General features: G+C 72.0%; 28 protein-coding genes and 1 tRNA gene. 20 read left to right on the forward strand and 9 right to left on the reverse strand.

Annotation, left to right across the window (positions count from 1 at the left end; all coding sequences use genetic code 11):
* Positions 1 to 25 precede the first annotated feature (25 nt).
* The 4 genes from BM385_RS16760 (at position 26) to rodA (ending at position 3,068) form a co-directional block, all read left to right on the forward strand.
* Complete coding sequence (locus BM385_RS16760; RefSeq protein ID WP_093843526.1) at positions 26 to 457, forward strand: M67 family metallopeptidase; 432 nt, start codon at positions 26 to 28, stop codon at positions 455 to 457.
* A gap of 98 nt (positions 458 to 555) precedes the next feature.
* Positions 556 to 837, forward strand: coding sequence for a MoaD/ThiS family protein (locus BM385_RS16765; protein ID WP_093843527.1), 282 nt, complete (start codon positions 556 to 558; stop codon positions 835 to 837).
* Positions 837 to 1,787 carry a PLP-dependent cysteine synthase family protein gene (locus BM385_RS16770; protein WP_093843528.1) on the forward strand — a complete coding sequence of 317 codons (951 nt, stop codon included), beginning with the start codon at positions 837 to 839 and terminating at the stop codon, positions 1,785 to 1,787. The genes BM385_RS16765 and BM385_RS16770 overlap by 1 nt, the downstream gene beginning before the upstream one ends.
* A gap of 144 nt (positions 1,788 to 1,931) precedes the next feature.
* Positions 1,932 to 3,068: a rod shape-determining protein RodA gene (gene rodA / locus BM385_RS16775; RefSeq protein WP_019433232.1), complete on the forward strand. Its 1,137-nt coding sequence runs from the start codon at positions 1,932 to 1,934 to the stop codon at positions 3,066 to 3,068.
* Between the two features lie 6 nt (positions 3,069 to 3,074).
* Here the strand turns inward: rodA and BM385_RS16780 are convergent, their stop codons facing one another.
* A complete protein-coding gene (locus BM385_RS16780) occupies positions 3,075 to 3,269 on the reverse strand; it encodes a hypothetical protein (protein WP_093843529.1) in 195 nt (64 codons plus the stop codon).
* A 115-nt stretch (positions 3,270 to 3,384) separates the two neighbouring features.
* Between BM385_RS16780 and BM385_RS16785 the strand changes: the two genes are divergently transcribed.
* The 8 genes from BM385_RS16785 (at position 3,385) to rdgB (ending at position 12,053) form a co-directional block, all read left to right on the forward strand.
* Complete coding sequence (locus BM385_RS16785) at positions 3,385 to 4,140, forward strand: MBL fold metallo-hydrolase (protein WP_019433234.1); 756 nt, start codon at positions 3,385 to 3,387, stop codon at positions 4,138 to 4,140.
* Positions 4,141 to 4,163: 23 nt separating this feature from the next.
* Positions 4,164 to 4,892, forward strand: a complete 729-nt coding sequence (gene rph / locus BM385_RS16790; RefSeq protein ID WP_019433235.1) for a ribonuclease PH — start codon at positions 4,164 to 4,166, stop codon at positions 4,890 to 4,892.
* Between the two features lie 201 nt (positions 4,893 to 5,093).
* Positions 5,094 to 6,149, forward strand: coding sequence for a LacI family DNA-binding transcriptional regulator (locus BM385_RS16795; protein WP_093843530.1), 1,056 nt, complete (start codon positions 5,094 to 5,096; stop codon positions 6,147 to 6,149).
* A 32-nt stretch (positions 6,150 to 6,181) separates the two neighbouring features.
* Positions 6,182 to 7,561, forward strand: a complete 1,380-nt coding sequence (locus tag BM385_RS16800) for an ABC transporter substrate-binding protein (RefSeq protein WP_254791611.1) — start codon at positions 6,182 to 6,184, stop codon at positions 7,559 to 7,561.
* The gene (locus BM385_RS16805) at positions 7,561 to 8,436 is read left to right on the forward strand and encodes a carbohydrate ABC transporter permease (protein WP_019433238.1); all 876 of its coding nucleotides are present in this window, start codon (positions 7,561 to 7,563) and stop codon (positions 8,434 to 8,436) included. The genes BM385_RS16800 and BM385_RS16805 overlap by 1 nt, the downstream gene beginning before the upstream one ends.
* Entirely contained in the window at positions 8,433 to 9,308 is an 876-nt protein-coding gene (locus BM385_RS16810) for a carbohydrate ABC transporter permease (protein WP_019433239.1), read from the forward strand. The genes BM385_RS16805 and BM385_RS16810 overlap by 4 nt, the downstream gene beginning before the upstream one ends.
* 31 nt (positions 9,309 to 9,339) lie before the next feature.
* A complete protein-coding gene (locus tag BM385_RS16815; RefSeq protein ID WP_093843531.1) occupies positions 9,340 to 11,442 on the forward strand; it encodes a beta-galactosidase in 2,103 nt (700 codons plus the stop codon).
* An 8-nt stretch (positions 11,443 to 11,450) separates the two neighbouring features.
* Positions 11,451 to 12,053: an RdgB/HAM1 family non-canonical purine NTP pyrophosphatase gene (rdgB, locus tag BM385_RS16820; RefSeq protein WP_019433241.1), complete on the forward strand. Its 603-nt coding sequence runs from the start codon at positions 11,451 to 11,453 to the stop codon at positions 12,051 to 12,053.
* Between the two features lie 76 nt (positions 12,054 to 12,129).
* Here the strand turns inward: rdgB and BM385_RS16825 are convergent, their stop codons facing one another.
* The 4 genes from BM385_RS16825 to bcp all read right to left on the reverse strand — a co-directional run bounded on the left by BM385_RS16825 (position 12,130) and on the right by bcp (position 14,877).
* Complete coding sequence (locus BM385_RS16825) at positions 12,130 to 12,798, reverse strand: class F sortase (RefSeq protein ID WP_093843532.1); 669 nt, start codon at positions 12,796 to 12,798, stop codon at positions 12,130 to 12,132.
* A complete protein-coding gene (locus BM385_RS16830; protein ID WP_093843533.1) occupies positions 12,798 to 13,478 on the reverse strand; it encodes a hypothetical protein in 681 nt (226 codons plus the stop codon). The genes BM385_RS16825 and BM385_RS16830 overlap by 1 nt, the downstream gene beginning before the upstream one ends.
* Positions 13,479 to 13,610: 132 nt before the next feature.
* Positions 13,611 to 14,390: an HAD-IIA family hydrolase gene (locus tag BM385_RS16835; RefSeq protein ID WP_019433244.1), complete on the reverse strand. Its 780-nt coding sequence runs from the start codon at positions 14,388 to 14,390 to the stop codon at positions 13,611 to 13,613.
* The gene (gene bcp, locus BM385_RS16840) at positions 14,383 to 14,877 is read right to left on the reverse strand and encodes a thioredoxin-dependent thiol peroxidase (protein ID WP_019433245.1); all 495 of its coding nucleotides are present in this window, start codon (positions 14,875 to 14,877) and stop codon (positions 14,383 to 14,385) included. Before bcp ends, BM385_RS16835 begins: the two co-directional genes overlap by 8 nt.
* A gap of 134 nt (positions 14,878 to 15,011) precedes the next feature.
* Between bcp and BM385_RS16845 the strand changes: the two genes are divergently transcribed.
* Positions 15,012 to 15,320: a DUF3618 domain-containing protein gene (locus tag BM385_RS16845; RefSeq protein WP_093843644.1), complete on the forward strand. Its 309-nt coding sequence runs from the start codon at positions 15,012 to 15,014 to the stop codon at positions 15,318 to 15,320.
* A 74-nt stretch (positions 15,321 to 15,394) separates the two neighbouring features.
* Entirely contained in the window at positions 15,395 to 15,697 is a 303-nt protein-coding gene (locus tag BM385_RS16850) for a GroES family chaperonin (protein WP_051131108.1), read from the forward strand.
* 10 nt (positions 15,698 to 15,707) lie between these two features.
* Here the strand turns inward: BM385_RS16850 and BM385_RS16855 are convergent, their stop codons facing one another.
* Positions 15,708 to 17,999, reverse strand: a complete 2,292-nt coding sequence (locus BM385_RS16855) for a transglycosylase domain-containing protein (protein ID WP_093843534.1) — start codon at positions 17,997 to 17,999, stop codon at positions 15,708 to 15,710.
* A 77-nt stretch (positions 18,000 to 18,076) separates the two neighbouring features.
* Positions 18,077 to 19,375, reverse strand: coding sequence for an SGNH/GDSL hydrolase family protein (locus BM385_RS16860; RefSeq protein WP_254791631.1), 1,299 nt, complete (start codon positions 19,373 to 19,375; stop codon positions 18,077 to 18,079).
* Positions 19,376 to 19,453: 78 nt separating this feature from the next.
* On the opposite strand from BM385_RS16860, the gene BM385_RS16865 reads away from it, so the two are divergent.
* The 6 genes from BM385_RS16865 to BM385_RS16890 all read left to right on the forward strand — a co-directional run bounded on the left by BM385_RS16865 (position 19,454) and on the right by BM385_RS16890 (position 23,278).
* On the forward strand, positions 19,454 to 20,710 hold the full coding sequence (locus BM385_RS16865) for a DUF445 domain-containing protein (RefSeq protein ID WP_254791613.1): 1,257 nt from the start codon (positions 19,454 to 19,456) through the stop codon (positions 20,708 to 20,710).
* Positions 20,711 to 20,780: 70 nt separating this feature from the next.
* Positions 20,781 to 21,413, forward strand: a complete 633-nt coding sequence (locus BM385_RS16870; RefSeq protein WP_093843537.1) for an HNH endonuclease signature motif containing protein — start codon at positions 20,781 to 20,783, stop codon at positions 21,411 to 21,413.
* Positions 21,410 to 22,108, forward strand: a complete 699-nt coding sequence (locus BM385_RS16875; RefSeq protein ID WP_093843538.1) for an HNH endonuclease signature motif containing protein — start codon at positions 21,410 to 21,412, stop codon at positions 22,106 to 22,108. The genes BM385_RS16870 and BM385_RS16875 overlap by 4 nt, the downstream gene beginning before the upstream one ends.
* A gap of 107 nt (positions 22,109 to 22,215) precedes the next feature.
* Positions 22,216 to 22,290, forward strand: a tRNA-Leu gene (locus tag BM385_RS16880).
* 134 nt (positions 22,291 to 22,424) lie between these two features.
* A complete protein-coding gene (locus BM385_RS16885) occupies positions 22,425 to 22,853 on the forward strand; it encodes an OsmC family protein (protein WP_093843539.1) in 429 nt (142 codons plus the stop codon).
* 89 nt (positions 22,854 to 22,942) lie between these two features.
* Positions 22,943 to 23,278: an antibiotic biosynthesis monooxygenase family protein gene (locus tag BM385_RS16890; protein ID WP_093843540.1), complete on the forward strand. Its 336-nt coding sequence runs from the start codon at positions 22,943 to 22,945 to the stop codon at positions 23,276 to 23,278.
* 25 nt (positions 23,279 to 23,303) lie between these two features.
* On the opposite strand, the gene BM385_RS16895 is transcribed toward BM385_RS16890, so the two are convergent.
* Both BM385_RS16895 and ehuA read right to left on the reverse strand, forming a co-directional pair.
* Complete coding sequence (locus tag BM385_RS16895) at positions 23,304 to 24,062, reverse strand: IclR family transcriptional regulator (protein WP_019433255.1); 759 nt, start codon at positions 24,060 to 24,062, stop codon at positions 23,304 to 23,306.
* Positions 24,063 to 24,177: 115 nt separating this feature from the next.
* On the reverse strand, positions 24,178 to 24,969 hold the full coding sequence (gene ehuA, locus BM385_RS16900) for an ectoine/hydroxyectoine ABC transporter ATP-binding protein EhuA (protein ID WP_019433256.1): 792 nt from the start codon (positions 24,967 to 24,969) through the stop codon (positions 24,178 to 24,180).
* Positions 24,970 to 24,983: the final 14 nt, after the last annotated feature.

The raw sequence follows: 24,983 nt of genomic DNA on the forward strand, positions 1-24,983 counted from the left end.
CCGGGGGCGATCGTAGGGTGGGCCCATGCTGACCCTCACCCGAGAGCTGCACGACGCGATCCTCGCCCACGCCCGCCGGGATCACCCGGACGAGGCATGCGGCATCATCGCGGGCCCGGCCGGCAGCGACCGCCCCGAGCGGTTCGTCCCCATGCTCAACGCCGCCCGGTCGCCCACCTTCTACGAGTTCGACTCCGGCGACCTGCTGCGCCTGTACCGGGACCTCGACGACCGCGACGAGGAGCCGGTGGTCATCTACCACTCGCACACCGCCACCGAGGCGTACCCCTCGCGCACCGACATCTCCTACGCCGGCGAGCCGGGCGCCCACTACGTCCTCGTCTCCACCGCCGAGTGCGGCAACGACGAAGGCCCCTTCTCCTTCCGCTCGTTCCGCATCGTGGACGGGGAGGTCACCGAGGAGGAGGTCCGCATCGTGGACACCTACGGTGACTGATCGGGAATCGATACGATGACCGCATGGTTCTCCCTGGCACGCACGGTCACCCACCGCGCGCGTCCATGGCACGCCGTCCCACCTGATCTGGAGCTTTCATGGCCATCGAGGTCCGCATCCCGACCATCCTGCGCACCTACACCGACGGCGCGAAAGCCGTGACCGGAGCCGGCGCCACCCTGGCCGAGCTGATCACGGACCTGGACTCCCGCCACCCCGGCATCCGGGCCCGGCTGGTGGAGGAGAACGGCGAGCTGCGCCGCTTCGTCAACGTCTACCTCAACGACGAGGACGTCCGCTTCCTCAAGGGCAGCGCCACCGAGCTGACCGACGGCGACCAGGTCACCATCCTGCCCGCCGTCGCCGGAGGCGCGCGCTGATGCGCTTCGACTCCCCGCTGGCCTCGGTCGGCAACACCCCGCTGGTGTTGCTGCCGAGGCTCTCGCCCTCCGGATCGGTCCGGGTCTGGGCCAAGCTGGAGGACCGCAATCCCACCGGCTCCGTCAAGGACCGGCCCGCCCTGTACATGATCGAGCAGGCCGAGAAGGCCGGCCGGCTCACCCCCGGCTGCACCATCCTGGAGCCCACCTCGGGCAACACCGGGATCTCGCTGGCCATGGCCGCCAAGCTCAAGGGCTACCGCATGGTGTGCGTCATGCCGGAGAACACCTCCGCCGAACGCCGCCAGCTGCTCGCCATGTGGGGCGCCGAGATCATCTCCTCCCCGGCCGCCGGCGGCTCCAACGCCGCCGTACGGGTCGCCAAGGAGCTGGCCGCCGAGCACCCCGAGTGGGTGATGCTCTACCAGTACGGCAACCCGGACAACGCCGGCGCCCACTACGCCACGACCGGCCCCGAGATCCTCGCCGACCTGCCCTCCGTCACCCACTTCGTGGCCGGCCTGGGCACCACCGGCACCCTGATGGGCGTCGGCCGGTATCTGCGCGAACAGCGGCCGGAGGTACGGATCGTGGCCGCCGAGCCGCGCTACGACGACCTGGTGTACGGGCTGCGCAACCTGGACGAGGGCTTCATCCCCGAGCTGTACGACGCCTCGGTGCTCAGCACCCGCTACTCGGTGGGCTCCGAGGACGCGGTGCGCCGCACCCGGGAGCTGCTGGAGCAGGAGGGCATCTTCGCCGGGGTCTCCACCGGCGCCGTGCTGCACGCCGCCCTCGGCGTGGCCCGCAAGGCGGTACGGGACGGGGAGGACGCCGACATCGTCTTCGTCGTCGCGGACGGCGGCTGGAAGTACCTGTCCACCGGCATCTACACCGCCGCGAGCACGGAAGAGGCGGTGGAACTGCTCCAGGGCCAGCTCTGGGCCTGAGAGCCGGTCCGCCCGGCCGGTGACGCGATGCCCGCGCCCGGTTCACGCTGAGTGTCGGTGTGCTCACGTACAGTCGTTCGCGTGAGTGTGCACAGCTATACCGGCCGCCGTCCCGAGGTCCAGCGGACCTTGCGGAGCCGGCTCATGGACCGGGACTCGATCGCGCGCCGGCTGGACTGGCCGCTGCTGGGCGCCGCGCTGGCGCTCTCGCTGCTGGGCGCCACCGTGGTCTACTCGGCCACCCGGGCCCGCACCGATCTCACCGGCGACGATCCGTACTTCTTCCTGATGCGGCACCTGCTGAACGTCGGCATCGGCTGCGGTCTCGCCGCCCTGGTGGTGTGGCTGGGCCACAGCCGGCTGCGCGATCTGGTGCCGGTGCTGTACGCCGGCACGCTGGTGCTGTGCCTGGTGGTGCTCAGCCCGCTGGGCACCAATGTGAACGGCTCGCAGAGCTGGATCCAGCTGGGCGGCGGCTTCGCCTTCCAGCCCTCGGAGCTGGTGAAGGTCTCCGTCATCCTGGCCATGGCCACCCTGCTGGCCGCCGGGGTGGAGGGCGACGACAGCTCCGTCCCCGACTCCGCGTCGGTGCTGCGGGCGCTCGGCCTGGTGGCGATCCCCTCGGTGCTCATCCTGGCCACCCCGGACGTGGGCACCACGCTGGTGCTGGCCGCGATCGCGCTGGGCGTCCTGATGACCTCCGGCGCGGCGCGCGGCTGGATCATCGGCCTGGTGACGGCCGGGGTGCTGCTGGCGGTCGCGGTCTGGCTGCTCGGGGTGCTCGACCAGTACCAGATCAACCGGTTCGCGGCCTTCGCCAACCCCGCGCTCGACCCGGCCGGGGTGGGGTACAACACCAACCAGGCGCGGATCGCCATCGGTTCGGGCGGGCTCTTCGGGCAGGGCCTGTTCCACGGCAGCCAGACCCTGGGCCAGTTCGTGCCGGAGCAGCACACCGACTTCATCTTCACGGTGGTGGGGGAGGAGCTGGGCTTCGTGGGCGGGGCGACGGTGATCGCCCTGTTCGGGGTCATCATGTGGCGCGGCTGCGTGATCGCCATGAAGTCCCCCGACGTGTACGGCACGATCGTGGCCGGCGGCATCGTCACCTGGGTCGCCTTCCAGTCCTTCGAGAACATGGGGATGGCCCTGGGCATCATGCCGGTCACCGGTGTGCCGCTGCCGTTCCTGTCCTACGGCGGGTCCTCCACCTTCGCGATCTGGATCGCGATCGGGCTGCTGCTGGCCATCCAGGTGCGCCGCAAGACCACCCGCAACTGACCCGGCCTAGTCCCGGCCGCCTCCGTCGCCCCGGTCGCCGGGTCCGTCGTGGTCGTCGCGGTCGTCGCGCCGGCTCCACGGCCACCGGCGGCGGGCCCGGCCGGACCCGCCCGCGCCCAGCCGGGCGGTGCCGTCCACCAGCGCCGCGACGAGCGCCACACCGGCGATCACCAACAGGACAATCCACCACAAGGCGTCCATGTTCCGACGGTACCCCGCGACGGTGATTCCGCCCACACCGCGGACCGGCCGGGGCGCGGCGGGCCGCCGTGCGACTTACAGTCATTCGAACCCCACCACGGAGGTTCCCCCGTCCATGAAGCTCACCGTCGTCGGCTGCTCGGGGTCGTTCCCGTCCGCGGACTCGGCCTGTTCCAGCTACCTCATCGAGGCCGAGGGCTACCGGCTGCTCCTAGATCTGGGCAATGGCGCCCTCGGCGAGCTGCAGAAATACACGGGTCTGTACGACATCGACGCGATCGCGATCAGTCATCTCCATCCCGACCACTGCATCGACATGTGCGCCTACTTCGTCGCCCGCTACTACCGCTACGAAGGCGGCCGGTGCGAGCCGATCCCGGTCTACGGCCCGCAGAACACCGAGCGGCGGCTGACCACGGCGTACGACGACACCCCGTCGGAGAAGTCGATGAGCGAGGTCTTCGACTTCCGCCCGCTCACCGCCGGCGGCACCTTCCGGCTCGGGCCGCTCACCATCCGCACCGACCGGGTGACCCACCCGGTGGAGACCTACGGCTTCCGCGTCGAACACCGCGGCCGGACGCTGTGCTATTCGGGTGACACCGGCGAGTGCGGCAATCTCACCGAGCTGGCCAGGGACAGCGACCTCTTCCTGTGCGAGGCGTCCTTCACCCACGGCAAGGAGGACATCGGTGAACTGCATCTCAACGGCCGGCAGGCGGGGGAGTGCGCCGAGCGGGCCGGGGCCAGGCAACTGGTCCTCACCCACATCCCGCCGTGGACCGATCCGCTCACCAATCTCCGCGACGCCCGGGCGGCCTTCGGCGGCCCGGTGGAGCTGGCCAGGCCCGGGGCGGTCTACCGCGTCTGAGGCCGCCCACTAGGCTCACCCGCATGTCTCGTATCGACGGCCGCCAGGCCGACCAGCTCCGCCCCGTCTCCATCGAGCGCGGCTGGAGCAAGCACGCCGAGGGCTCCGTGCTGGTGTCCTTCGGGGACACCAAGGTGCTGTGCACCGCCAGCTTCACCGAGGGCGTGCCGCGCTGGCGGCGCGGCAGCGGCGAGGGCTGGGTCACCGGCGAGTACGCGATGCTGCCCCGGGCCACCAACACCCGGGGCGACCGCGAGTCGGTGCGCGGCAAGATCGGCGGCCGTACCCATGAGATCTCCCGGCTCATCGGCCGCTCGCTGCGCGCGGTGGTGGACTTCAAGGCCCTCGGCGAGAACACGATCGTGCTGGACTGCGATGTGCTCCAGGCGGACGGCGGGACCCGTACCGCCGCCATCACCGGCGCCTATGTGGCGCTGGCCGACGCGATCTCCTGGGGCCGGGCCCGCAAGCTCGTCAAGGGCAAGGGCCAGCCGCTGACCGGCTCGGTGGCGGCGGTCAGCGTCGGCGTCGTCGGCGGTGTGCCGATGCTGGACCTGGCGTACGAGGAGGACGTGCGGGCCGGCACCGACATGAACGTGGTGTGCACCGGCGACGGCCGCTTCATCGAGGTGCAGGGCACCGCCGAGGGGGTGCCGTTCGCCCGGCACGAGCTGAACGCGCTGCTGGACCTGGCGGTGGCTGGCTGTGCCGAACTCGACGCGGCCCAGCGGGCGGCGCTGGCGGCCGACTGACCACCGGACATCCCGCCGGGGCGGTTACCCACCGTGAGGACGGGTGGCCGCCCCCGCTCTTTGTCCGGTATCCCGAACGAATTTCAGCATCCCGAACGTTTTTCCGCCGTAAACCTTGACGCCTCCGAGTACCCCTCCTTAACGTACCGGCAACCGGCTGACTGCGCAGTCAACCGGTGCCGCTGGCAAAGGAGCTGGTGCATGACGAGCCGCATATCCATGAGGGATGTCGCCCGCCGGGCCGGGGTGTCCCAGAAAACCGTTTCCCGGGTGGTCAACGACGAACCCCACGTCTCCCCGGAGTTGCGCGCCCGCGTACGGCGCGAGATAGAACTCCTCGGTTACCGGCCCAATACCTTCGCCCGCGCCCTGGTCACCCGGCGCTCCCGGAGAATCGGCCTCATCTCCACCGGCAGCGGCTATTTCGGCCCCGCTTCCCTCCTCAGCGGACTCCAGCGCGCCGCCCACGCCGAAGGCTACGACGTGAGCGTCATCCACGCCGACGAACACGACCCGGAAGAAGCCGGGCGCGCCGTCTGGCAATTGGTCGGCCACGGAATCGACGGCATCGCCCTGTGCGGCCCGATCGGCTCCGCGGACATCGCCCGGCACATTCCGCGCGAGATCCCCGTCCTGCGCGTCGACCTCCCCGAGGACCCGGCCGGCCCCGCCGAAACGGACGGCCACCGGGTGCTGTGGGTCGGCAACGACGACATCACCGCCGCCACCGAGGCCACCGCCCACCTGCTGCGGCTCGGCCACCGCACCGTCCACCACCTCGCCGGCCCGCCCCGCTGGGCCGTCACCGGCTACCGCCAACGCGGCTGGCGCACCGCCCTGGAACTGGCGGGCGCACCCCGCCCCGAGGCGCGGCACGGCGACTGGAGCCCCGCCTCCGGCTACCGGGCCACCCGCGAACTCCTCCAGGACGGCGGCGTCACCGCGCTGTTCGCCGCCAACGACCAGATGGCCATCGGCGCCGTCCACGCCATCGAGCGCAGCGGCCGGCGCGTCCCCGAGGACGTCAGCGTCATCGGCTTCGACGACATCCCCGAAGCCGGCTACCTCTCCGTCCCGCTCACCACCGTCCGGCAGGACTTCGCCCGCATCGCCCGCGAAGGCATGCACCGGCTCGTCGCCGCCATCGGCCACACCACGGGGCCCGGCACCGACGCCGCCCCGGCCGGTCTCGCCATCCCCGCCGAACTCGTCCACCGCGCCTCCACCGCACCCCCGCCGGCCCCGCCCACCGCCTGAGCCCCCACCGGCACCGCAACACAGGGACGACGATGACCCGCACCCACCACCCCCCGCCCACACCGCCGCCCGGCATATCCCGCAGGCACGTGCTCCGCGCCGCCGGCGGCCTCGGCGCCGCCGCGGCCCTCACCCCCGCACTCGCCGCCTGCGGCTCCGCCGCACCCGCCGAACCCCTCACCTCGGGACGCGCCGACCTCGCCTTCTGGACCCACGACGACGCCTACGTCGACTTCTTCCGCGAAGCCGCCGCCAACACCACCGGCTCCCCCTTCACCTGGCACCTCCGCCCCACCCGGGCCGGCGCCGCCGACCTCGTCACCAAGACCATCGCCCAGGCCATCGCCGGCCGCGGCACCCCCGACGTCGCCGGCTTCGAGATCGGCGCCTTCACCCGGCTGCTGCGCGGCGACATCGCCGCCGAACTCCTCGAAGACCTCACCGGCCACCTCGACCCGGACATCCGGGCGGACCTGCTCACCGTGCGCACCGAGCCGTTCAGCAAGGACGGCGCCCTCTACGCGCTCGACTCCGACGCCCCGCTGGTCGTCTACTACTACCGCGAGCCCGAATTCGCCCGCTACCACCTGCCCACCGACCTCGGCAGCTGGGACGAACTAGCCGACGCCGGCACCCGCCTCGCCGACCGGCACGGCGTCGCCGTCGCCGCCGTCCCCACCGGCAGCGACCTCCCGCAGGTCCTCCAGTCCTTCGAGATGCTGCTCCTCCAGCGCGGCGGCCGGCTCTTCGACGCCGACGGCACCCTCACCCTCGACACTCCCGAGGCCGAGGACACCCTGCGCTTCCTCGCCGACGGCGTGCAGCGCGGCTACCTCACCACCGTCTCCGACTACTACGGCCCCAGCATGCAGGCCGCCCTGAAGACCGGAAAAGTCATCGGCCAGTGGATGGCCAGCTGGTACAAGGTCTACGGACTCATCGCCAACGTCCCCGAACAGTCCGGCCAGTGGCGCATCCGCCCGCTGCCCGTCTTCCCCGGCGGCGGAGGCCGCACCTCCTTCGCCGGCGGCACCGGCTTCGCCGCCCTGCGCGGCAAACGCAACACCCTCGCCGGCGTCGAACTCGTCAAAGCCGCCTACCTCGACCCCGCCGAACAGGTACGCCGCTACACCGTCCTCGGCTACCTCCCCAGCCGGCGCTCCGTCTTCAACGACCCCGGGCTCACCCGCATCGAGGACGCGTACTGCGGCGGCCAGCGCATGTTCGAGGTGTACCGGGACATCATCGACGAAGCCCCCGTCCTCCATCTCAGCGCCGACCGCACCATTCTCGAAACCGTCCTCAGCGGCTATCTGCTGCGCGCCTACCAGGGCCGCACCTCACCCCGCGAAGCCCTGAGAAACGCCGAAGAAGATTTCCGGGGACAGACCCGCAACCGAGGAGGATCGTGATGGCCTCCCGCGGCAGACAATGGGCGCCCTACGCCTTCATCGCCCCTTTCTACCTCCTCTACGGCCTGTTCATGGTCGTCCCCATCGGCGTCGCCTGCTATCTCAGTCTCACCGAATGGGTCGGCCTCGGCACCCCCACCTTCATCGGCTTCGCGAATTTCACCGACCTCGCCCGCGACACCAGTTTCCACACCGCACTCGGCAATTCCCTGATCTTCGTGCTGGTATCGCTCTTCCTCGTCGTTCCCGCCGCGCTGCTCATCGCCCAGCTCCTCAACACCCGGGGCCTGCGCGCCCGCGATCTGTTCCGGGTCACCTTCTTCATCCCCATGGTGTTGTCACCCATCGTGATCGCCCTGCTCTACAGCCTGCTGCTCGACCGCGAATACGGACTCGTCAACTCCGTGCTGCGCGCCCTCTTCGGCTGGGGCGGCGCCGACTGGCTCGGCGACCCCACCCTCGCCAAGGTCTCCATCAGCTTCGTCCTGCTGTGGCGCTGGACCGGCTACCTCACCATCTTCTTCCTCGCCGCCCTCCAGGCCGTCCCCCGCGAACTGTACGAATCCGCCGAACTCGACGGCGCCGGAACCGTCCGCCAGTTCACCACCGTCACCCTGCCCGCCATCCGGCCCGTCACCGCCTTCGTCGTGGTGACCTCCTTCATCGGCGCCGCCCAGCTCTTCGACGAGCCCTACCTCATCACCGGCGGCGGACCCGGCGAAGCCACTCTCACCGTCGCCCAGTTCGTCTACCGCGCCGCCTTCGAACGCCAGCAGTTCGGCTACGCCGCCGCCGCCGGCCTCGTGCTGTTCGCCGTCGTCTTCGGCCTCAGCCAACTCCTCAACCGGCTGCTGCGCATCGGGAGGACCGCATGAGCGCCACCCGCGCCCGTACCCGCACCCCTCGCCCCGCCCCCCGGCGCCGCCGCTCGATACCCGGCCGGATCGCCCTCTACGGCACCCTCACCCTGCTGCTCGTCGTCTTCGCCGCACCCCTCCTCTGGGCCCTCTCCGGCTCCTTCAAACCGCGCGGCGACATCTTCGACTACCCGCCCACCCTCGTCCCCGACCCCGCCACCACCGAGAACTACCGCAACCTGCTCACCGGACAGCCGTTCTGGAGCTGGTTCGCCATCAGCGTCGTCACCGCGCTCATCGCCACCACCGTCGCCGTCCTGGTGTGCGCGCTGGCCGGCTTCGCCTTCGCCAAATACCGCTTCGCCGGCAAGAAACTGCTGTTCGGCGTCATGTTCAGCTCGCTGTCCGTGCCGTTCGCGGTGATCCTCGTCCCGTTGTTCATCCTGGTCGTCAAGTCCGGACTCGCCAACCCCTGGTTCGCCCTCGTCGTCCCCTGGGTCGCCCCCGCCTTCGGGATCTTCATGATGCAGCAATACATCATCCAGTCCATCCCGGACGAGATCCTCGAAGCCGCCCGCCTCGACGGCGCCGGCGAGTTCGGCATCTTCCTCCGCGTCGTCCTGCCCCTGCTGCGGCCCTCCCTCGGCGCCCTCGCCGTCTGGCAGTTCCTCCAGAGCTACAACAGCTTCCTGTGGCCGCTCGTCCTCATCTCCGACGTCGACCAGTACACCCTGCCGCTCGGCCTCAACATCCTCTTCCGCGCCGAGAGCCGCGCCTTCGACCTGGTCCTGCCCGGCGCCGTCCTCGCCTCCGTACCGACCATCGCCGTCTTCCTGCTGCTGCGCAAACAGCTGCTCGAAGGACTCTCCGCCGGAGCCGTCAAAGGCTGACCGCCCGCCCCGCAGAAAGGCCCCACACCCCATGTCCCACCTGCCCGACCGGGTTCTGTTCGGCGCCGCCTACTACCACGAGTACCAGCCCTCCCCGCGCCTGGACGAAGACCTCGACCTCATGGCCGCCGCCCACTTCACCGTCATCCGCGTCGGCGAATCCGTCTGGTCCACCTGGGAACCCGAGAACGGCGTCTTCGACCTCGACTGGCTCCAGCCCGTCCTCGACGGCGCCCACGCCCGCGGCATCCAGGTCATCCTCGGCACCCCCACCTACGCCGCCCCGCCCTGGCTCGCCCGCGCCTACCCCGAGATCAACACCGAACGCCGCACCGGAGCCCGCGCCGGCTGGGGCGCCCGCCAGGAAATCGACTACACCCACCCCGCGTTCCTCTTCCACGCCGAACGCGTCATCCGCAAGATCATCCAGCGCTACGCCGGCCACCCCGCCGTCATCGGCTACCAGGTCGACAACGAACCCGGCAACGAGATCTTCCACAACCACGGCGTCTTCCAGCGCTTCACCGACCACCTGCGCGAGCGCTACGGCACCGTCGAGGAACTCAACCGCGCCTGGGGCCTCACCTACTGGTCCCACCGCCTCGCCACCTGGGCCGACCTGTGGACCCCCGACGGCAACGCCCAGCCCCAGTACTCCCTCGCCTGGCGCCGCTTCCAGGACGACCTCACCACCGCCTTCATCGGCTGGCAGGCCGACATCGTGCGCGAATACGCCCGCCCCGGCCAGTTCGTCACCACCTGCATCTCCTACGAACGCCCCACCGTCCGCGACGACGACGTCACCGCCCGCCTCGACATCACCGCCGGCAACCCCTACTACCGCATGCAGGACAGCCTCCAGCTGCCCGCGAGCCCCACCGACCCCGGCCAGAGCTGGACCACCCACGGCACCTGGGCCCTGTACGCCACCGCCGACCGCATGTACTCCTCCCGCCAGGAACCCTTCCTCGTCACCGAGACCAACGCCCAGGCCATCGGCCCCTCCTGGATCAACGAACCCGCCTACGACGGCCAGTGGCGCCAGGCCGCCTGGGCCCTCGTCTCCCGCGGCGCCACCATGATCGAGTACTGGCACTGGCACACCCTGCACTACGGCGCCGAAACGTTCTGGGGCGGCATCCTCCCGCACAGCCAGGAACCCGGCCGCACCTACCAACAGCTCGCCGCGCTCGGCGCCGAGTTCCACCGCGCCGGCCCGCTCGTCGCCGCCCTCACCCCCGACACCGACGTCACCCTCCTGTACTCCGCCGACAGCAAACGCGCCCTCACCGAACACCCCCTGCTCGCCGCACCCGACGGCGGCCCCGACCCCCGCTCGTACCAGAGCGTCCTGGACGCCTACCAGCGCGGCGCCTTCGACGCCGGACTCCAGAGCGGCCTCATCCACCCACGCCAGCTCTTCGGCCAGGACCCCGCCGCCTGCGCCGCCGCCCGCCCGCTGCTCGTCGCCGCCGGACTCCTGGTCGCCGACGACACCCAACTGCGCTGGCTGAAGGCGTACGCGGCGGCCGGCGGCCACCTCGTCCTCGGCATCCACACCGGCTACGGCGACGAAGAAGCCCGCGCCCGCACCGAACGCAAACCCGCCCACCTCAGCGACGCCGCCGGCGTCCACTACGACGAGTTCTCCACCCTGCGCACCCCGCTGCCCGTCCACACCCCCGACGGCTCCCCGCTGCGGCTGCCCGCCGGCACCACCGCCACCCGCTGGGCCGACGGACTGCTCCCCGCCGACGGCACCGACATCCTCGCCGGCTACACCCACCCGCACTTCTCCCGCTGGCCCGCCGTCACCACCCGCGCCCACGGCACCGGCCGCATCACCTGCGTCGGCACCGTCCCCGACCCCGCCCTCGCCGCCGCCGTCCTCACCTGGGCCGCCGGCGAGCGCACCGGCGACGGCTGGCGGCCCGCCGCCGACAGCCAGACCGTCACCGGCGCCACCGCCGGCGACGGCACTCGGCTGCGCTTCGTCCACAACTGGTCCTTCACCCCCAGCACCTTCCCCCTGCCCACCGCCGTACGGGACGTCCTCACCGGCACCGACCTGCCCGCGGGCGACACCCTCCACCTCGGCCCCTGGGACGTCCGCGTCCTCGCCGAACACGGATAATCACCGCCATGCACCGTCTCGTCCTCGCCACCCGCAACGCCCACAAGATCACCGAGCTGCGCGCGATCCTCACCGGCGCCGGCCTCGACGTCGAACTCATCGGCGCCGACGCCTACCCCGACGTCCCCGACGTCAAGGAAACCGGCGTCACCTTCGCCGAGAACGCGCTGCTCAAGGCGCACGCCCTGGCCCGGGCCACCGGACTGCCCGCCGTCGCCGACGACTCCGGGCTGTGCGTGGACGTCCTCGGCGGCGCCCCCGGCATCTTCTCCGCCCGCTGGGCCGGCCGGCACGGCGACGACCGAGCCAACCTCGACCTCCTGCTGGCCCAGCTCGCCGACATCGACGACCCGCACCGCACCGCCCACTTCGCCTGCGCCGCCGCCCTCGCCCTCCCCGACGGCACCGAACGCGTCGTCGAAGGCCGCCTCACCGGCACCCTGCGCCACACCCCGGCCGGCAGCGGCGGCTTCGGCTACGACCCGATCCTCACCCCCGACGGCGACACCCGCAGCGTCGCCCAGCTCACCCCCGAGGAGAAGAACGCCATCAGCCACCGCGCCCGCGCCTTCCACGCCCTGGCCCCCGAAGTCGCCGCCCTGCCGGCCTGACCCGTGACACCGGACCGACCGCGGCGCGGCGAGCCCACCCGGCCCGCCGCGCCCCGGACCTCTCCCGCGCCCGCCCTCACGCCGTACCCGTCAGATACGCTGACACCACCACATTCGCCGAATACTCCCGCGCCTGCGGATCGTACGTCCCGCCACAGGTGATCAGCCGCAGCTCCGCCGCCCCCTCGCGGCGCGGCCCGTACACCCGGTCCGCGTCGAACTCCGAGCGCTCCACCACCTCGGTCCCGCTCACCGTGAACGCCGCCACCGAGCCGTCGTCCCGCACCACCCGCACCGCGTCCCCCGGCTCCACCGACCCCAGCGCATGGAACACCGCCCGGTCCGTCTCGGTGTCCACATGCCCCACCAGCACCGCCGCCCCCTCCGCACCCGGCGCCGGAGAACCCGCGTACCAGCCCACCAGATCCGGCTCACTGAACGGCGGCGGCGCCACCCCGCCACTGCCGTCCACCCCGCGCGCCATGATGTCCGCCCGCACCCCGATCGCCTCGATCTCCAGCACCGCCGGATCCACCCCGCCCGCCAGCGGCTCCGCCGCCGGCGGCAGCGCCCCGCGCGCCCCCGCCGCCTGCGCGGCCTGCGCCGCACCCGGCGCCGCGCCCGGCAGCCACCCCGCGCCCTCCGTCAGCTGACGCCCCCACAGCCACAGCCCCGTCAGCAGCAGCGCCCACGCCACGCACGAGATCAGCCGGCCGGTGCCCGAAGCACGCGGCTCGTCCTCCATCACCTCTCCCGGGACCGCAGCCGCCGCACCGTCAGCCCGGCCGCCGCCGCCAGCACCCCCGACAGCACCGTCAGCGCCGTCGGCACCCCCGGCACCCGCTCCTCGCGCTCACCGGCCACCGGCTCGGCGCCCGCCGTACCGCCGCCACCCGCCCGCACCGGAGCGGAGGGCCGCGCCGGCAGCGAAGGCGCCGCCTCCCGCTCGTGCTCGCGCCCCTGCTCGTGCTCGCGTTCGTGCTCCGTGCCGTGCTCCGCGCCCGGCTCCTTGCCGTGCTCCGCCCCCGGCTCCTTGTCGTGCCCGCGCCCACCGCCGTCCGCCACGACCTTCACCTGACCCGACACCGCCCGGTCCTCGCCGTCGCACGACACATCCACCGGATACGCGCCCGGCTCCACCGTCGAACTGATCCGCGCCTCGCCGAACAGCCCGCCCTCCGCCGACGGCGCCAGCACCGCCTCCGCGACGAACGCCTCCGAATGCGCGGTACCGCTCGCCCCCCGGCACCCCGTCACCCGCAGCACCACCTCCTCGCCCGGCCGCGGCCCGGACGGCGAGACCCGCACCTCCCCCTGCTCCCGCTCCCCGCCGGCCGCGAACGCCGCACCGGCCGGCACCGGCACCACGGCCAGCGACAACGCCAACGTGCACAAGGTGAGCCCGGCGGGCCTGACGATGCTCATGGCACAACCTCCGGATCGATCCCTTCCGAAGGTCACCCGCCCGCCGCGCCGCCGCACCCCGGGAGCCGCCCGCGTTACGCCATCGGGTGACGCGAATCCCCCGTTCGCGTCACCCGGAGAACGCCCCGCCCCTCAGACCCGGTCCACCAGATCCGCGATTGAATCCACCACCTTGGACGGCCGGAACGGATACCGGTCGATGTCCTCCGGCCGGGTCAGCCCCGTCAGCACCAGGAACGTCTCCATCCCCGCCTCCAGACCCGCCAGCACATCGGTGTCCATCCGGTCACCGATCATCGCGCTCGTCTCCGAATGCGCGCCGATCTCGTTCAGCCCCGCCCGCATCATCAGCGGATTCGGCTTCCCCACGAAGTACGGATCACGCCCCGTCGCCTTCGTGATCAGCGCCGCCACCGAACCCGTCGCCGGCAGCGCCCCCTCCGTGGAGGGACCCGTGTGATCCGGGTTCGTCGCGATGAACCGTGCCCCGTCGTTGATCAGCCGGATCGCCTTCGTCAGCGACTCGAAGCTGTAGGTACGCGTCTCACCCAGCACCACGTAATCCGGCGCCGCGTCACTGAGCACATAGCCCACATCGTGCAGCGCCGTCGTCAGCCCCGCCTCACCGATCACGTACGCGCTGCCGCCCGGCCGCTGCTCCGCCAGGAACTGCGCCGTCGCCAGCGCCGAGGTCCAGATGCTCTCCACCGGCACGTCAAGCCCCATCCGGGACAGCCGCGCGTGCAGATCCCGCCGGGTGTAGATCGAGTTGTTCGTCAGCACCAGGAACGGCCGGCCCGACTCCCGCAGCCGCTTCAGAAAACGGTCCGCGCCCGGGATCGGCACCCCCTCATGGATGAGCACCCCATCCATGTCCGTCAGCCACGACTCGATCGGCTTGCGCTCAGTCACCCTGCTCGCCTCCCGCCGGCGCCAGTTCCAGATCACGGATCAGCTTCGCCACGTGCCCGGTCGCCTTCACGTTGTACAGCGCCCGCTCGACCTTGCCGTCCTCCCCGACGATCACCGTCGAACGGATGACACCGGTCACCGTCTTCCCGTACAGCTTCTTCTCCCCGAACGCCCCGTACGCACTCAGCACCGCCTTGTCCGGGTCGCTCAGCAGGGTGATCCCCAGGCTCTCCTTCTCCCGGAACTTCGCCAGCTTCTCCGGCTTGTCCGGCGAGATCCCGATGACGTCGTACCCCGCCCCGGCCAGCAGCTGGAGATTGTCGGTGAAGTCGCACGCCTGCTTGGTGCAGCCCGGGGTCAGCGCCGCCGGGTAGAAGTAGACAATGACCTTGCGCCCGGCACGATCGGCCAGCGACACCCGCTTGCCATCGGCGTCGGGCAGGGAGAAGGCGGGGGCGGGATCCCCCGGCTGAAGGCGCTCACTCATCGCGGATCCTCACGGTTCGGTCATACGGGCACTGCGCCACCCAGCCTAATCGGGGGCTGCGACAGGCAGCGGCTGGGAGGAGCTGACACACTGTCCCGTAAACCCGAGACGGGACGGACCATGGAGGCGTGAGCGTGTCGCAAGCAGCCGAGAACCCCGCGGCGATCGAGGCGCGGATCCACAGGCGGCGGGAGAGCCTGCGGGGCACCCTCGAAGAGATCGGCGTCCGGGTGCACCCCAGGACCATCGTCGGAGACGCCAAGGCCCGCGCCGCCGCCAGCGTGGACCGCACCGTCGGCGGCTTCCGCGAGAAGCTCACCCACCCCGACGGCAGCCCCCGGATGAGCCGCGTGGTCCCCATCGCGCTCGCCGTGGTCGCCGTCGGCCTGCTGGTCGCCGCCTCCCGGTCCACCCCGGACGGCAAGGACCCGCGGAACCGGTAGCCGAACGTTCAACGACCTGAGATACCGTCTTCCCCGTGAGCTCGAACCCCACCCACGACAAACTGCCGATCCGGATGCTCCACGACCGGATCCTCGTCCGCGCGGACGGCGAGGGCGGCGAACGCCGCTCCTCGGGCGGCATCGTCATCCCGGCGACCGCCCAGGTCGGCCGCCGGCTCGACTGGGCCGAGGTGGTGGCGGTCGGGCAGAACGTCCGCACCGTCGAAGTCGGCGACCGGGTGCTCTACGACCCCGAGGACCGCGCCGAGGTCGAGGTCCGCGGCGTCGCCTACGTCCTGATGCGCGAACGCGACCTGCACGCCGTCGCCGCCGAACGCCTCCAGGGCTCCGACGACTCCACCGGCCTCTACCTCTGACACCGTCGGTCTAGGGCTCCCGCGCCGGAACGTCCGCCCCCTCACGCGGCGGCGACGGCTCCCGCGAGGGAGCCACCGGCGGCTCGCCCTCGCCCGGCGGACCCGACGGCACCGGCCCCGAGGACGGCTCGGCGGAGCCGGACGACGGCACCGGCGACGACGGCTCCGACGGCTCCGATGACTCCGGGGGCCCCGACGGCGACGGCGACACCTCCCCGGACCGCCCGCCCCCCTCCGTACCGCCCTCCGTACCGCCGCTGTCCGCCCCCTCGCCCTCGCCGGCCCCCTCCCCGCCGCCGTCCTCCCCGTCCGGCGACACCCGCTCCGCCGCGCCCCCGAACTCCGCCACCGGCAGGCCGTGCAGCGCCGCCGCCGTGTACTGCCCCCAGATCAGCGCAGGAAAGCCCCCGCCACTGATCCGCTCCTGCCCCGCCGCCCCGTACAGCGACTGCTGCTCACCCGTCTCCGAGTCCTGCCCGAACACCGCCACCACCGTCGCCAACTCCGGCGTGAACCCGGCGAACCACGCCGCCCGGTCCTCCTCCGCCGTCCCCGTCTTCCCCGCCGCCGGCCGCCCCGCCGACCCCGCCGCCGTCCCCGTACCCGACTCCACCACGCCGCGCAGCACCGCCGTCACCTCCTGCGCCACCCCCGCCGACACCGCCCGCCGCTCGGCCGGCTCCGGCACCGGCACCACCTCCCCGTCCCGGCTCACCTCCCGCACCAGTACCGCCTCCCGGAACACCCCCTGCCGGGCCAGCGCCGCGTACACCTGCGCCACATCCACCGTGCTCGGTGTCGCCGTCCCCAGCGAGATCGACCCCCGCGCCTCCGCCAGCCCCGGCACCTCCTCCGGAATGCCCAGCGCCACCGCCGTCTCCCGCACCCGGTCCGCCCCCACATCCTCACCGAGCTGCGCGAACACCGCGTTCACCGACCGGTCCATCGCCTCCGCCACCGTCAACGGGCCGTAATCCCGCCCACCCTCGTTCTGCGGCGCCCAGCCCGTGTCCGTGCCGTCCCGGCCCACCACCGGCCGGCCGCTGCTCCCGTCGTACACCGTGTCCGGGCCGATCCGCTCGCCGTCCACCGTCTCCGCGCCGTGCTCCAGCGCCGCCGCGTACACGATCGGCTTGAACGTCGACGCCGCCTGATAATCGCGCCGCGTCGCGTTGTTGACGAACTGCTCCGTGTAATCCCGGCCCCCGTACATCGCCACCACCTCACCCGACGCCACCTCCACCGATGTCGCCCCCACCCGCAGATAACTGTCCGGCGGCGCACTCCCCAGACCGTCCAGCACCTGCTCCTCCACCGCCCGCGTCAGCGCCTCCTGCCGCACCGGATCGATCGTCGTCGTGATCCGGTACCCGCCCGCCGCCAGCTCGTCCTCCTCCAGCACCCCCCGCGCGGTCAGCTCACCCCGCACCGCCTCCACCAGATAGCCCCGCTCACCCGACAGCAGATCCGGCGGCTCGTAAGGCCCCGGCCGCGGAAACTCCAGCGCCTCCCGCTCCGCGGGCGCCAGCCAGCCCTGCGACACCATCCCGTCCAGCACGTACTCCCACCGCGCCACCGCCCGGCCCGCGCTCCCCGGATCCGCCACCACGTCGTACGCGCTCGGCGCCTGCAGCAACGCCGCCAGATAGGCCCCCTCGGCCACCCCCAGCTCGCCCACGTCCTTGCCGTAGTACGCCTGCGCCGCCGCCTGCACCCCGTACGCGTTGCGGCCGAAATAACTGGTGTTCAGATAGCCCTGGAGAATCTCCTCCTTGCTCAGCTCCCGCCCCAGCTTCACGGCGATGAACAACTCCTTGACCTTGCGCGACACCGTCTGCCGCTGATCCAGGTAGTAGTTCTTCACATACTGCTGCGTGATCGTCGAACCCGACTGCCGCCCCCCGCCGCGCAGCATGTTCCAGCCCGCCCGCACCATCGCCGACAGATCCACCGGCGACGCGTCGAAGAAATCCCGGTCCTCCGCCGCCAGCACCGCGTACCGCACCGGCTCCGGAACCTCCTCCAGCGCCACATTCGCCCGGTTCACCTCACCGACCGCCGCGATCTGCGAACCATCCGCGTACAGATACACATTCGCCTGCGCCGCAGCCGCCGACTTCGGCTCCGGAATCTCCACCAGCAGATAGCCCGCCACCAGCGCCCCCACGGACAGCACCACCGCCGCCACCCCCGCGCCCAGCACCATCCGCCACGAAGGCACCAGCCGCCACACCCCACCCCGGCGCGGCCGGCGCACCCCCGCACTCCTGGCCGGCCACCGCGGCCATCGGTCATCGCCCATGGGCCACACTGTCGCAACCCGCCCCCGGCACGCCCCCGCACACCACCCGGTGCGCCCCCCGGCTCCCCCGAACGGCCCTACGCCGGTGCCGGCACCCCGGCCTCCAGCGCCCCCACATCGACCGCCCCCGCCATCGCCTCGTACCCCGCGTCCGTCGGATGCAGCCCGTCCCCCGAATCGAACACCGGCAACAGCCGCGACGGACGGACCGGATCACGCAGGGCCGCGTCCAGATCGACCAGCCCGTCGAACACCTCACCCGACCGCAGCCAGTCGTTCACCGCCAGCCGCACCGCCTCCAGCTCCGGCGACCACGCGTAATGCCCCTCGAACGGCATCAGCGTCGCCCCCACCACCCGCAGCCCACCCGCACGCGCCTCCCGCGCCAGCTGATCCAGCCCCGCCGTGATCCGCTCCGCGTCCAGCTGCCGCGGCTCCCGCAGAATGTCATTGATCCCCAACTGCACGATCAGCACCTCCGCGCCCTCCTGGCGCAGCACATCACTGTGCAGCCGGCTCAGCCCGCTCGCCCCGTTGAACGCCCGCCCCGGCGGACTGTCCCGCAACAACCGGTTCCCACTGATCCCCAGATTCAGCACCGGCCGCCCCTCCAGCCGCGCCGCCAGGAAATCCGTCCAGCGATGACCCGCGCCCGGCGTCGCCGTGATCCCGTCGGTCAGCGAATCCCCCAGCACCACCACCGCCCCGCGCGGCACCGGCGAGAACACCTGCACCCCCGTGAGGTAACGCCAGTGCTCGGTGACCGTCGTGTACGCCACCCCCGCCTCGTCCCGCGTGTGCTCCCCGCGCGCCGCGAAATTCACCTCCCGCGCATGCCGGTGATACGTCACAGGACCCGAAGGACCCGGCGCGTACACCGACACCAGCAGCCGGTCCGCCGGCTCCACCGCCAGCCCCACCGCATCACTCAGCACCACGCCCCCCACCGGTATCGTCACCGCGCTCCGGCCACCGAACGCCAGCGGCAGCACCGACCCCGCCACCGCCTCGGGCCCCGCACCCACCGCAAGCCCCACCGACGCCCGCGTGAACGTCACCGGCTGACTGCCGTACCGGTTCGACAACTCCACCCGCACCGCCGTACCACCCGCCGACACCTGCACCGCGTTCCGCAGCGACCGCCCGCCCAGACCGTCCCGCGTCCCCGGCTCCGCACCCGTCGGCGCCGCCGACCAGGCACCCACCCACGCCCCCTGCGCCGCCGGCACCACCGACCCCTCCGGCCCCGGCGCCGGCCGCAGCCCCCGCCCGTCACCGCCCGGCAACCCCGCCAGCACCGCCGACACGATCACCAGCACCGCCACCACCCCGGCCGCCGCCCACGCCGGGCCGCGCCGTACACCCACCGCTCCCACACCCACCCGGCCATGATCCCACGACCGGACGACAGGGGCTCGTCCGTTCGAATCGCCCCACCCCCGACAATGGGGGACATGAGCTTCACCGCAGCAGATGTGGCGAAACAACGCTCCCTGCGCCGCATGAAGGGAGTGGCCACCGGACTGCTGGTGGCCGTGGCCCTCGTGTACGCCCTCGCCACCTGGGCCGAACACCGCGGCGCCGGCGCCTGGGCGGGCTACGTCGCCGCCGCGGCCGAAGCCGGCATGGTCGGCGCCCTCGCCGACTGGTTCGCCGTCACCGCCCTCTTCCGCCACCCCCTCGGCCTGCCCATCCCGCACACCGCCATCATCCCCACCAAAAAGGACCAGCTCGGCCAGTCCCTCGGCGACTTCGTCGGCGACAACTTCCTCGCCGAGGACGTCGTCCGCGGCAAACTCCGCTCCCTCGGCCTCTCCCGCCGCGCCGGCACCTGGCTGACCCGCCCCGAGAACACCGACCGGGTCACCGCCGAACTCGCCACCGCCGTACGCGGCTCACTCACCGTCCTGCGCGACGCCGACGTCCAGGCCGTCATAGGCGAAGCCATCACCCGCCAGGCCGGCGCCCGCGAGATCTCCCCCCACCTCGGCGACCTCCTCGACCGCACCGTCACCGCCGGAGCCCACCACCGCCTCGTCGACCTCGTGTGCGCCCGCGCCCACGACTGGCTCGTCCTGCACCGCGACTCCGTCCTGGAAGCCGTCGAAGGCGGCGCCCCCGGCTGGACCCCCCGCTTCGTCGACCGCCGCATCGGCGAACGCGTCTACCGCGAACTGCTCCGCTTCGTCACCGAGATGCGCGACAGCCCCGACCACCCCGCACGCGGCGCACTCGACCGCTTCCTCACCGACTTCGCCCAGCAACTCAAGGACGACCCCGACACCCGGGCCCGGGTCGAACGCCTCAAAACCGACCTGCTCGGCCGCCCCGAGGTCCAGGACCTCATCGCCTCCGCCTGGTCCGCGGTCCGCGCCATGATCCTCACCGCGGCGGAGGACGAACACAGCGCCCTGCGCCGCCGCGCCCGCGCCGCCCTGCTCTCCCTCGGCCACCGGCTGGCCACCGACGACCGCCTCGGCACCAAACTCGACGGCTGGGTGACGGACGCGGCACTGCACGTCGTCTCCGGCTACCGCGCCGAGATCACCTCCCTGATCAGCGACACGGTCGCCTCCTGGGACGCCCGCACCACCTCCCGCAAGATCGAACTCCACATCGGCCGCGACCTCCAGTTCATCCGCCTCAACGGCACGATCATCGGCTCCCTGGCCGGCCTGACGATCCACGCGGTCACCCAGCTCTTCACCTGACCGGCGTAACCGGCGCCCGCCGCGCTCGTTGATCCGTGCGAGAGGACGACAGACGATCGAGGGGGCGCGCATGGCCGGTCCGTACACCCGCGAACGACTCGCCGAGGCGGCGGCGGGCGCGGCGACCCTGACCGAGGCGATCGCCGCGCTCGGCGCCGACCCCCACAGCCCGACACGGCGCTACCTGCGGGAACGGATGCGGGCGCTGGGCATCGACACCGCGCACTTCACCCCGGAGAACCGGCGCTGGAACCCGGAGCAACTGACCGAGGCGGTCGCGGCCGCACGGAACATGGGCGAGGTACTCGACCGCCTCGGCGTCCCACGGGCGGGCGGCCGGCACACCCACCTCAGCCGCCGGATCCGCGAACTGGGGATCGACACCTCGCACTTCACCGGGCGGGCGGGCGATCCGCCGCGCCGCGCCCGGCGCACGCCGGCGGAGATCCTCGTCCGTCAGGATCCCGGTGCTGGGCGGATCCCCGGGGCACGGCTCCGCCGGGCCATGCTGCGCGCCGGTATCGAGGACCGCTGTTCCGGCTGCGGCATCCCGCCGGTCTGGCGGGGGCAGCCGCTCCCGCTGGAGGTGGATCACCGGGACGGCGACCGGAACAACAACCGTCCGGAGAATCTCCGGCTGCTGTGCCCGAACTGCCATGCGGCGACCGACACCTACCGGGGCAGGGGCAAGCGGACGCGATGACCGGGAAGAGGTACTCACGGGAACTGCTCGCCGAGGCGGCCCGACGCTGTTCCGGCCTGGATGAGGTGATCGCCTTCCTGGAGGTGCGGCCCTATCCGAATCTGCGGCCGTATCTGCTGCGCCGCTTCGCCCACTTCGGCATCGATGTGACGCATTTCCCGCCCGGCGACGGCCGTCGCCGGGCGCGCCGCCCGGAGCCCACGCCGGTCGACTGGGTGGAAGCCGTCCGCGCGTCGCAGTCCATCGCCGCCGCTCTCAGAAGACTGGGGCTGCCCGACACCACCGCCTCACGGGCCCGGTTCCGCGCGGCGGTCGCCGAACTCGGGTGCGATACCTCGCACTTCCTGGGCCAGGCGCATCAACGGGGGAAGCCGAGCCCCCGTGCGCGGACCGCCGAGGCCATCCTGGTCGAGCGACCCGGTGAGCGGCGTACGAAAACCCATCTGCTGCGCCGTGCGCTCGCGGAGATCGGCCGGCCCGAGCAGTGCGCCGGCTGCGGAACGGGCCCGCGCTGGCACGGCAGGCCGATGACCCTGGAAGTGGACCACATCAACGGGAACTGGACCGACGACCGGGCAGCGAACCTCCGGCTGCTGTGCCCGAACTGCCATGCGATCACCCGCACCTGGTGTCGCGGCGGACGGCCGGGGCGCCAGGGGAATGAGAAGCCGCCCACGGCATCCCGGGGCGGGTGACCTGCGCTTCCGCCATGCTCCGGCTCGCACGGACAGTTCCGGCCGGGCAATCCGCGTACCCCCTGGCCGGAGCTCCGTGCTGGACACTGTCTGTAGGATGACGGCGCGGGTCCGTACCCCAGCTGGCCAGAGGGCGCCGGTTTAGGTCCGGTGTGTCGTGGGTTCGAGTCCCACCGGGCCCACCGTGGCAGACGTTCGCGGCCCGGCTCCGTGCGAGCCGGGCCGCCGCCGTGTCCGGGGTCGATCCGGGCGATGCGGTGATCGGGCCGATAGCGTGTGGGGGTATCGCTTTCCCTGATGTGCTGGAGGAACGACCATGGCAACCACCCGTGTCGCGACAACCCATTGGGCCGGCTCTCTCATGGAGGGGTCCGGGACCGTCGCGCTGGAGTCCTCGGGGGTCGGGACGTTCGACGTCAACTGGCCCTCGCGGGCCGAGACGCCGAACGGGCGGACCTCTCCGGAGGAGCTGATCGCCGCCGCGCACTCCTCGTGCTTCTCCATGGCGCTCTCGCACGGCCTGGCCGGCGCCGGTACTCCGCCGGAGACCGTGGACACCCAGGCGTCCGTCACCTTTCAGCCCGGTGAGGGCATCACCGGCATCGTGCTGAGCGTGAAGGCCCGCGTGCCCGGGCTGTCCGCGGACGGTTTCCAGGAGGCCGCCCGGGCCGCCAAGGAGAACTGCCCCGTCAGCAAGGCGCTCGCCGGGGTCACCATCACTCTGGAGGCCGAACTGCTCGACTGAGCGGGGCGCGGTCGGCCCCGGCGCCCTGCGGGGTGCCGGGGCCGCCGTACGCTGGCGGTGGTCCGTTCCCGCACGAGAGGTGTCCGCCGATGGCCAGCGTGGTGAAGATCAACGTCCTGACCGTTCCCGCCGAGCAGCGCGAGGAGCTGGAGCGCCGGTTCGCCTCGCGCGCCGGTGCGGTGGAGGGGCAGGACGGTTTCGAGTGGTTCGAGTTGCTGCGGCCCGTGGAGGGTACGGACACCTATCTGGTGTACACCCGCTGGCGCAGCGAGGAGGATTTCCAGAACTGGATGCGGGGGTCCATGCGGCAGGCGCACGGGGGCTCCGGCGGGGAGGGCCGCAAGCCGGCCGCGTCCGGTTCCGAGCTGTGGTCCTTCGAGGTGGTCCAGCAGGCGGCGCCGGTCCGTGGTGATCGTCCCGCTTGAGGACGCGTGAGGCGCCTGCCGCCGGTTACAGCGCGAGGGACAGCAGCGCCGGGGCGGCCTTGCGGTTGAGGGTTTCGGCCGCCTGCCGCAGCCGGTGTGCCTCGCCCACCGGCAGGGACAGCGCCAGGGTGCCGACCGTCGCCCCCGCGGTGAGCGGTACGGCCGCGCACAGCGTGCCCACCGCGTACTCCTGGAGGTCGAGCACCGGCATGGTGGGCGGCTGCCGCTCCAGGGAGGAGAGCAGGACCCGGGCGTCGGTGATGGTGCGGGAGGTGAGCCGGGCGGCCCGGTGGCGGGCGAAGTGGTCCTGCCGTCCGTCGTGGTCGAGCTGGCTGAGCAGGCACTTGCCGATGGCCGTGGCGTGCGCGGCCGAGCGGAAGTCGACCCACTGGTGCACCGGGGGCGTCTCGGGGGATTCCGAGACGTGCGGCACCTCCAGTTCGCCGTCCCGGTAGAGGCCGATGTAGACGGCCGCTCCCAGGCTGACGCGCAGGTCGTCCAGCGCCTCGCGCAGTTTGTCCCGGCGCACCCGGTCCCGGTCGCCGCCCCGGCTGAGCAGGATCAGCGCGTCCCCGGGCAGGTACGCGCCGTCGGGCAGCCGGTGCACGTACCCTTCGCGGCCGAGCATCAGCAGCAGATGGGACAGCTGGCCGGGCGGGAGGTCGACGTGCCGGGCGATCTCGTCCTCGGGGATGCCGTCGGAGTGAGCCGCGATGGTCTCCAGCAGGCGCAGCGCGTACTGCACGGAGTGAAACGGGGCGGTCAGCCCGGGTGTGATCGCCACTTCGTCCTCCTGGAGGGGGAGTTGTGCCAGCTCCGGACCCAGGGTAGCGACGTTGGGGCGTGCGGGGAGGCGGTCCGGCACAAGTGGGTGCCCGGTGCCGGACCGTACCCCCGGTTCACAGCACGGTGCTCAGGAACTCCCGGGTACGGTCGTGCTCGGGGTCGCTGAAGATCTTCTCGGGGGAGCCCGATTCGACGATCTTTCCCTTGTCGAACATCAGCACGCGGTCGGAGATGTCCCGGGCGAAGCTCATCTCGTGCGTCACGCAGATCATGGTGATGTCGGTGCTGTGCGCGATGTCGCTCAGCACGTCCAGGACGCCGGCCACCAGCTCGGGGTCGAGCGCGGAGGTGACCTCGTCCAGGAGCAGCACCTGGGGGCGCATGGCCAGGGCGCGGGCGATGGCGACGCGCTGCTGCTGGCCGCCGGAGAGCTGGCTGGGGTACTTGTCGAGGTGTTCGGTGAGGCCGACGAGTTCGATGAGGTCCTTGGCGCGCTGGGCGGCCTCGTCCTTGTCCAGGCCGAGGACGTGGACCGGCGCCTCCATGACGTTGCGCTGGACCTTCATGTTGGGGAAGAGGTTGAACTGCTGGAAGACCATGCCGATCTTCTTGCGGACCTCGCGGGTGTGCCGCTCGCCGGCCCGGACCAGCTTGCCGTTCTTCTGTTCGTGGGTGAGGAGTTCACCGTCGACGGTGATGGTGCCCTCGTCGGGCTTGAGGAGGGTCATCAGCAGTCGCAGGATCGTGGTCTTGCCGGATCCGGAGGGGCCGATGAGGGTGACGTGCTTGTTGGTGGCGACGGAGAAGTCGAGTTCGTCGAGGACGGTCACCTCGCCGAAGCGTTTGGTGACCTTGTCGAAGCGGACGAGTTCGGCGCCGTTGGCGCGGCTGGTGTCGTTGGTCATGGGTGTTGGGGTCT

The organism is Streptomyces harbinensis, assembly GCF_900116145.1.
Classification (GTDB): domain Bacteria; phylum Actinomycetota; class Actinomycetes; order Streptomycetales; family Streptomycetaceae; genus Streptomyces; species Streptomyces carpaticus.

What these genes read in the sequence shown, in the direction of transcription:
- BM385_RS16765 (WP_093843527.1), top strand. Translation starts at nt 556, where the DNA reads ATGGCCATCGAGGTCCGCATCCCGACCATCCTGCGCACCTACACCGAC.
- BM385_RS16800 (WP_254791611.1), top strand. Translation starts at nt 6,182, where the DNA reads ATGACCCGCACCCACCACCCCCCGCCCACACCGCCGCCCGGCATATCC.
- BM385_RS16865 (WP_254791613.1), top strand. Translation starts at nt 19,454, where the DNA reads ATGAGCTTCACCGCAGCAGATGTGGCGAAACAACGCTCCCTGCGCCGC.
- BM385_RS16805 (WP_019433238.1), top strand. Translation starts at nt 7,561, where the DNA reads ATGGCCTCCCGCGGCAGACAATGGGCGCCCTACGCCTTCATCGCCCCT.
- BM385_RS16785 (WP_019433234.1), top strand. Translation starts at nt 3,385, where the DNA reads ATGAAGCTCACCGTCGTCGGCTGCTCGGGGTCGTTCCCGTCCGCGGAC.
- BM385_RS16795 (WP_093843530.1), top strand. Translation starts at nt 5,094, where the DNA reads ATGACGAGCCGCATATCCATGAGGGATGTCGCCCGCCGGGCCGGGGTG.
- BM385_RS16855 (WP_093843534.1), bottom strand. Translation starts at nt 17,999, where the DNA reads ATGGGCGATGACCGATGGCCGCGGTGGCCGGCCAGGAGTGCGGGGGTG.
- bcp (WP_019433245.1), bottom strand. Translation starts at nt 14,877, where the DNA reads ATGAGTGAGCGCCTTCAGCCGGGGGATCCCGCCCCCGCCTTCTCCCTG.
- BM385_RS16760 (WP_093843526.1), top strand. Translation starts at nt 26, where the DNA reads ATGCTGACCCTCACCCGAGAGCTGCACGACGCGATCCTCGCCCACGCC.
- BM385_RS16825 (WP_093843532.1), bottom strand. Translation starts at nt 12,798, where the DNA reads ATGGAGGACGAGCCGCGTGCTTCGGGCACCGGCCGGCTGATCTCGTGC.
- BM385_RS16850 (WP_051131108.1), top strand. Translation starts at nt 15,395, where the DNA reads ATGCTCCACGACCGGATCCTCGTCCGCGCGGACGGCGAGGGCGGCGAA.
- BM385_RS16780 (WP_093843529.1), bottom strand. Translation starts at nt 3,269, where the DNA reads ATGGACGCCTTGTGGTGGATTGTCCTGTTGGTGATCGCCGGTGTGGCG.
- BM385_RS16815 (WP_093843531.1), top strand. Translation starts at nt 9,340, where the DNA reads ATGTCCCACCTGCCCGACCGGGTTCTGTTCGGCGCCGCCTACTACCAC.
- BM385_RS16770 (WP_093843528.1), top strand. Translation starts at nt 837, where the DNA reads ATGCGCTTCGACTCCCCGCTGGCCTCGGTCGGCAACACCCCGCTGGTG.
- BM385_RS16875 (WP_093843538.1), top strand. Translation starts at nt 21,410, where the DNA reads ATGACCGGGAAGAGGTACTCACGGGAACTGCTCGCCGAGGCGGCCCGA.
- BM385_RS16830 (WP_093843533.1), bottom strand. Translation starts at nt 13,478, where the DNA reads ATGAGCATCGTCAGGCCCGCCGGGCTCACCTTGTGCACGTTGGCGTTG.
- BM385_RS16890 (WP_093843540.1), top strand. Translation starts at nt 22,943, where the DNA reads ATGGCCAGCGTGGTGAAGATCAACGTCCTGACCGTTCCCGCCGAGCAG.
- rph (WP_019433235.1), top strand. Translation starts at nt 4,164, where the DNA reads ATGTCTCGTATCGACGGCCGCCAGGCCGACCAGCTCCGCCCCGTCTCC.
- BM385_RS16885 (WP_093843539.1), top strand. Translation starts at nt 22,425, where the DNA reads ATGGCAACCACCCGTGTCGCGACAACCCATTGGGCCGGCTCTCTCATG.
- rodA (WP_019433232.1), top strand. Translation starts at nt 1,932, where the DNA reads ATGGACCGGGACTCGATCGCGCGCCGGCTGGACTGGCCGCTGCTGGGC.
- ehuA (WP_019433256.1), bottom strand. Translation starts at nt 24,969, where the DNA reads ATGACCAACGACACCAGCCGCGCCAACGGCGCCGAACTCGTCCGCTTC.
- rdgB (WP_019433241.1), top strand. Translation starts at nt 11,451, where the DNA reads ATGCACCGTCTCGTCCTCGCCACCCGCAACGCCCACAAGATCACCGAG.
- BM385_RS16810 (WP_019433239.1), top strand. Translation starts at nt 8,433, where the DNA reads ATGAGCGCCACCCGCGCCCGTACCCGCACCCCTCGCCCCGCCCCCCGG.
- BM385_RS16870 (WP_093843537.1), top strand. Translation starts at nt 20,781, where the DNA reads ATGGCCGGTCCGTACACCCGCGAACGACTCGCCGAGGCGGCGGCGGGC.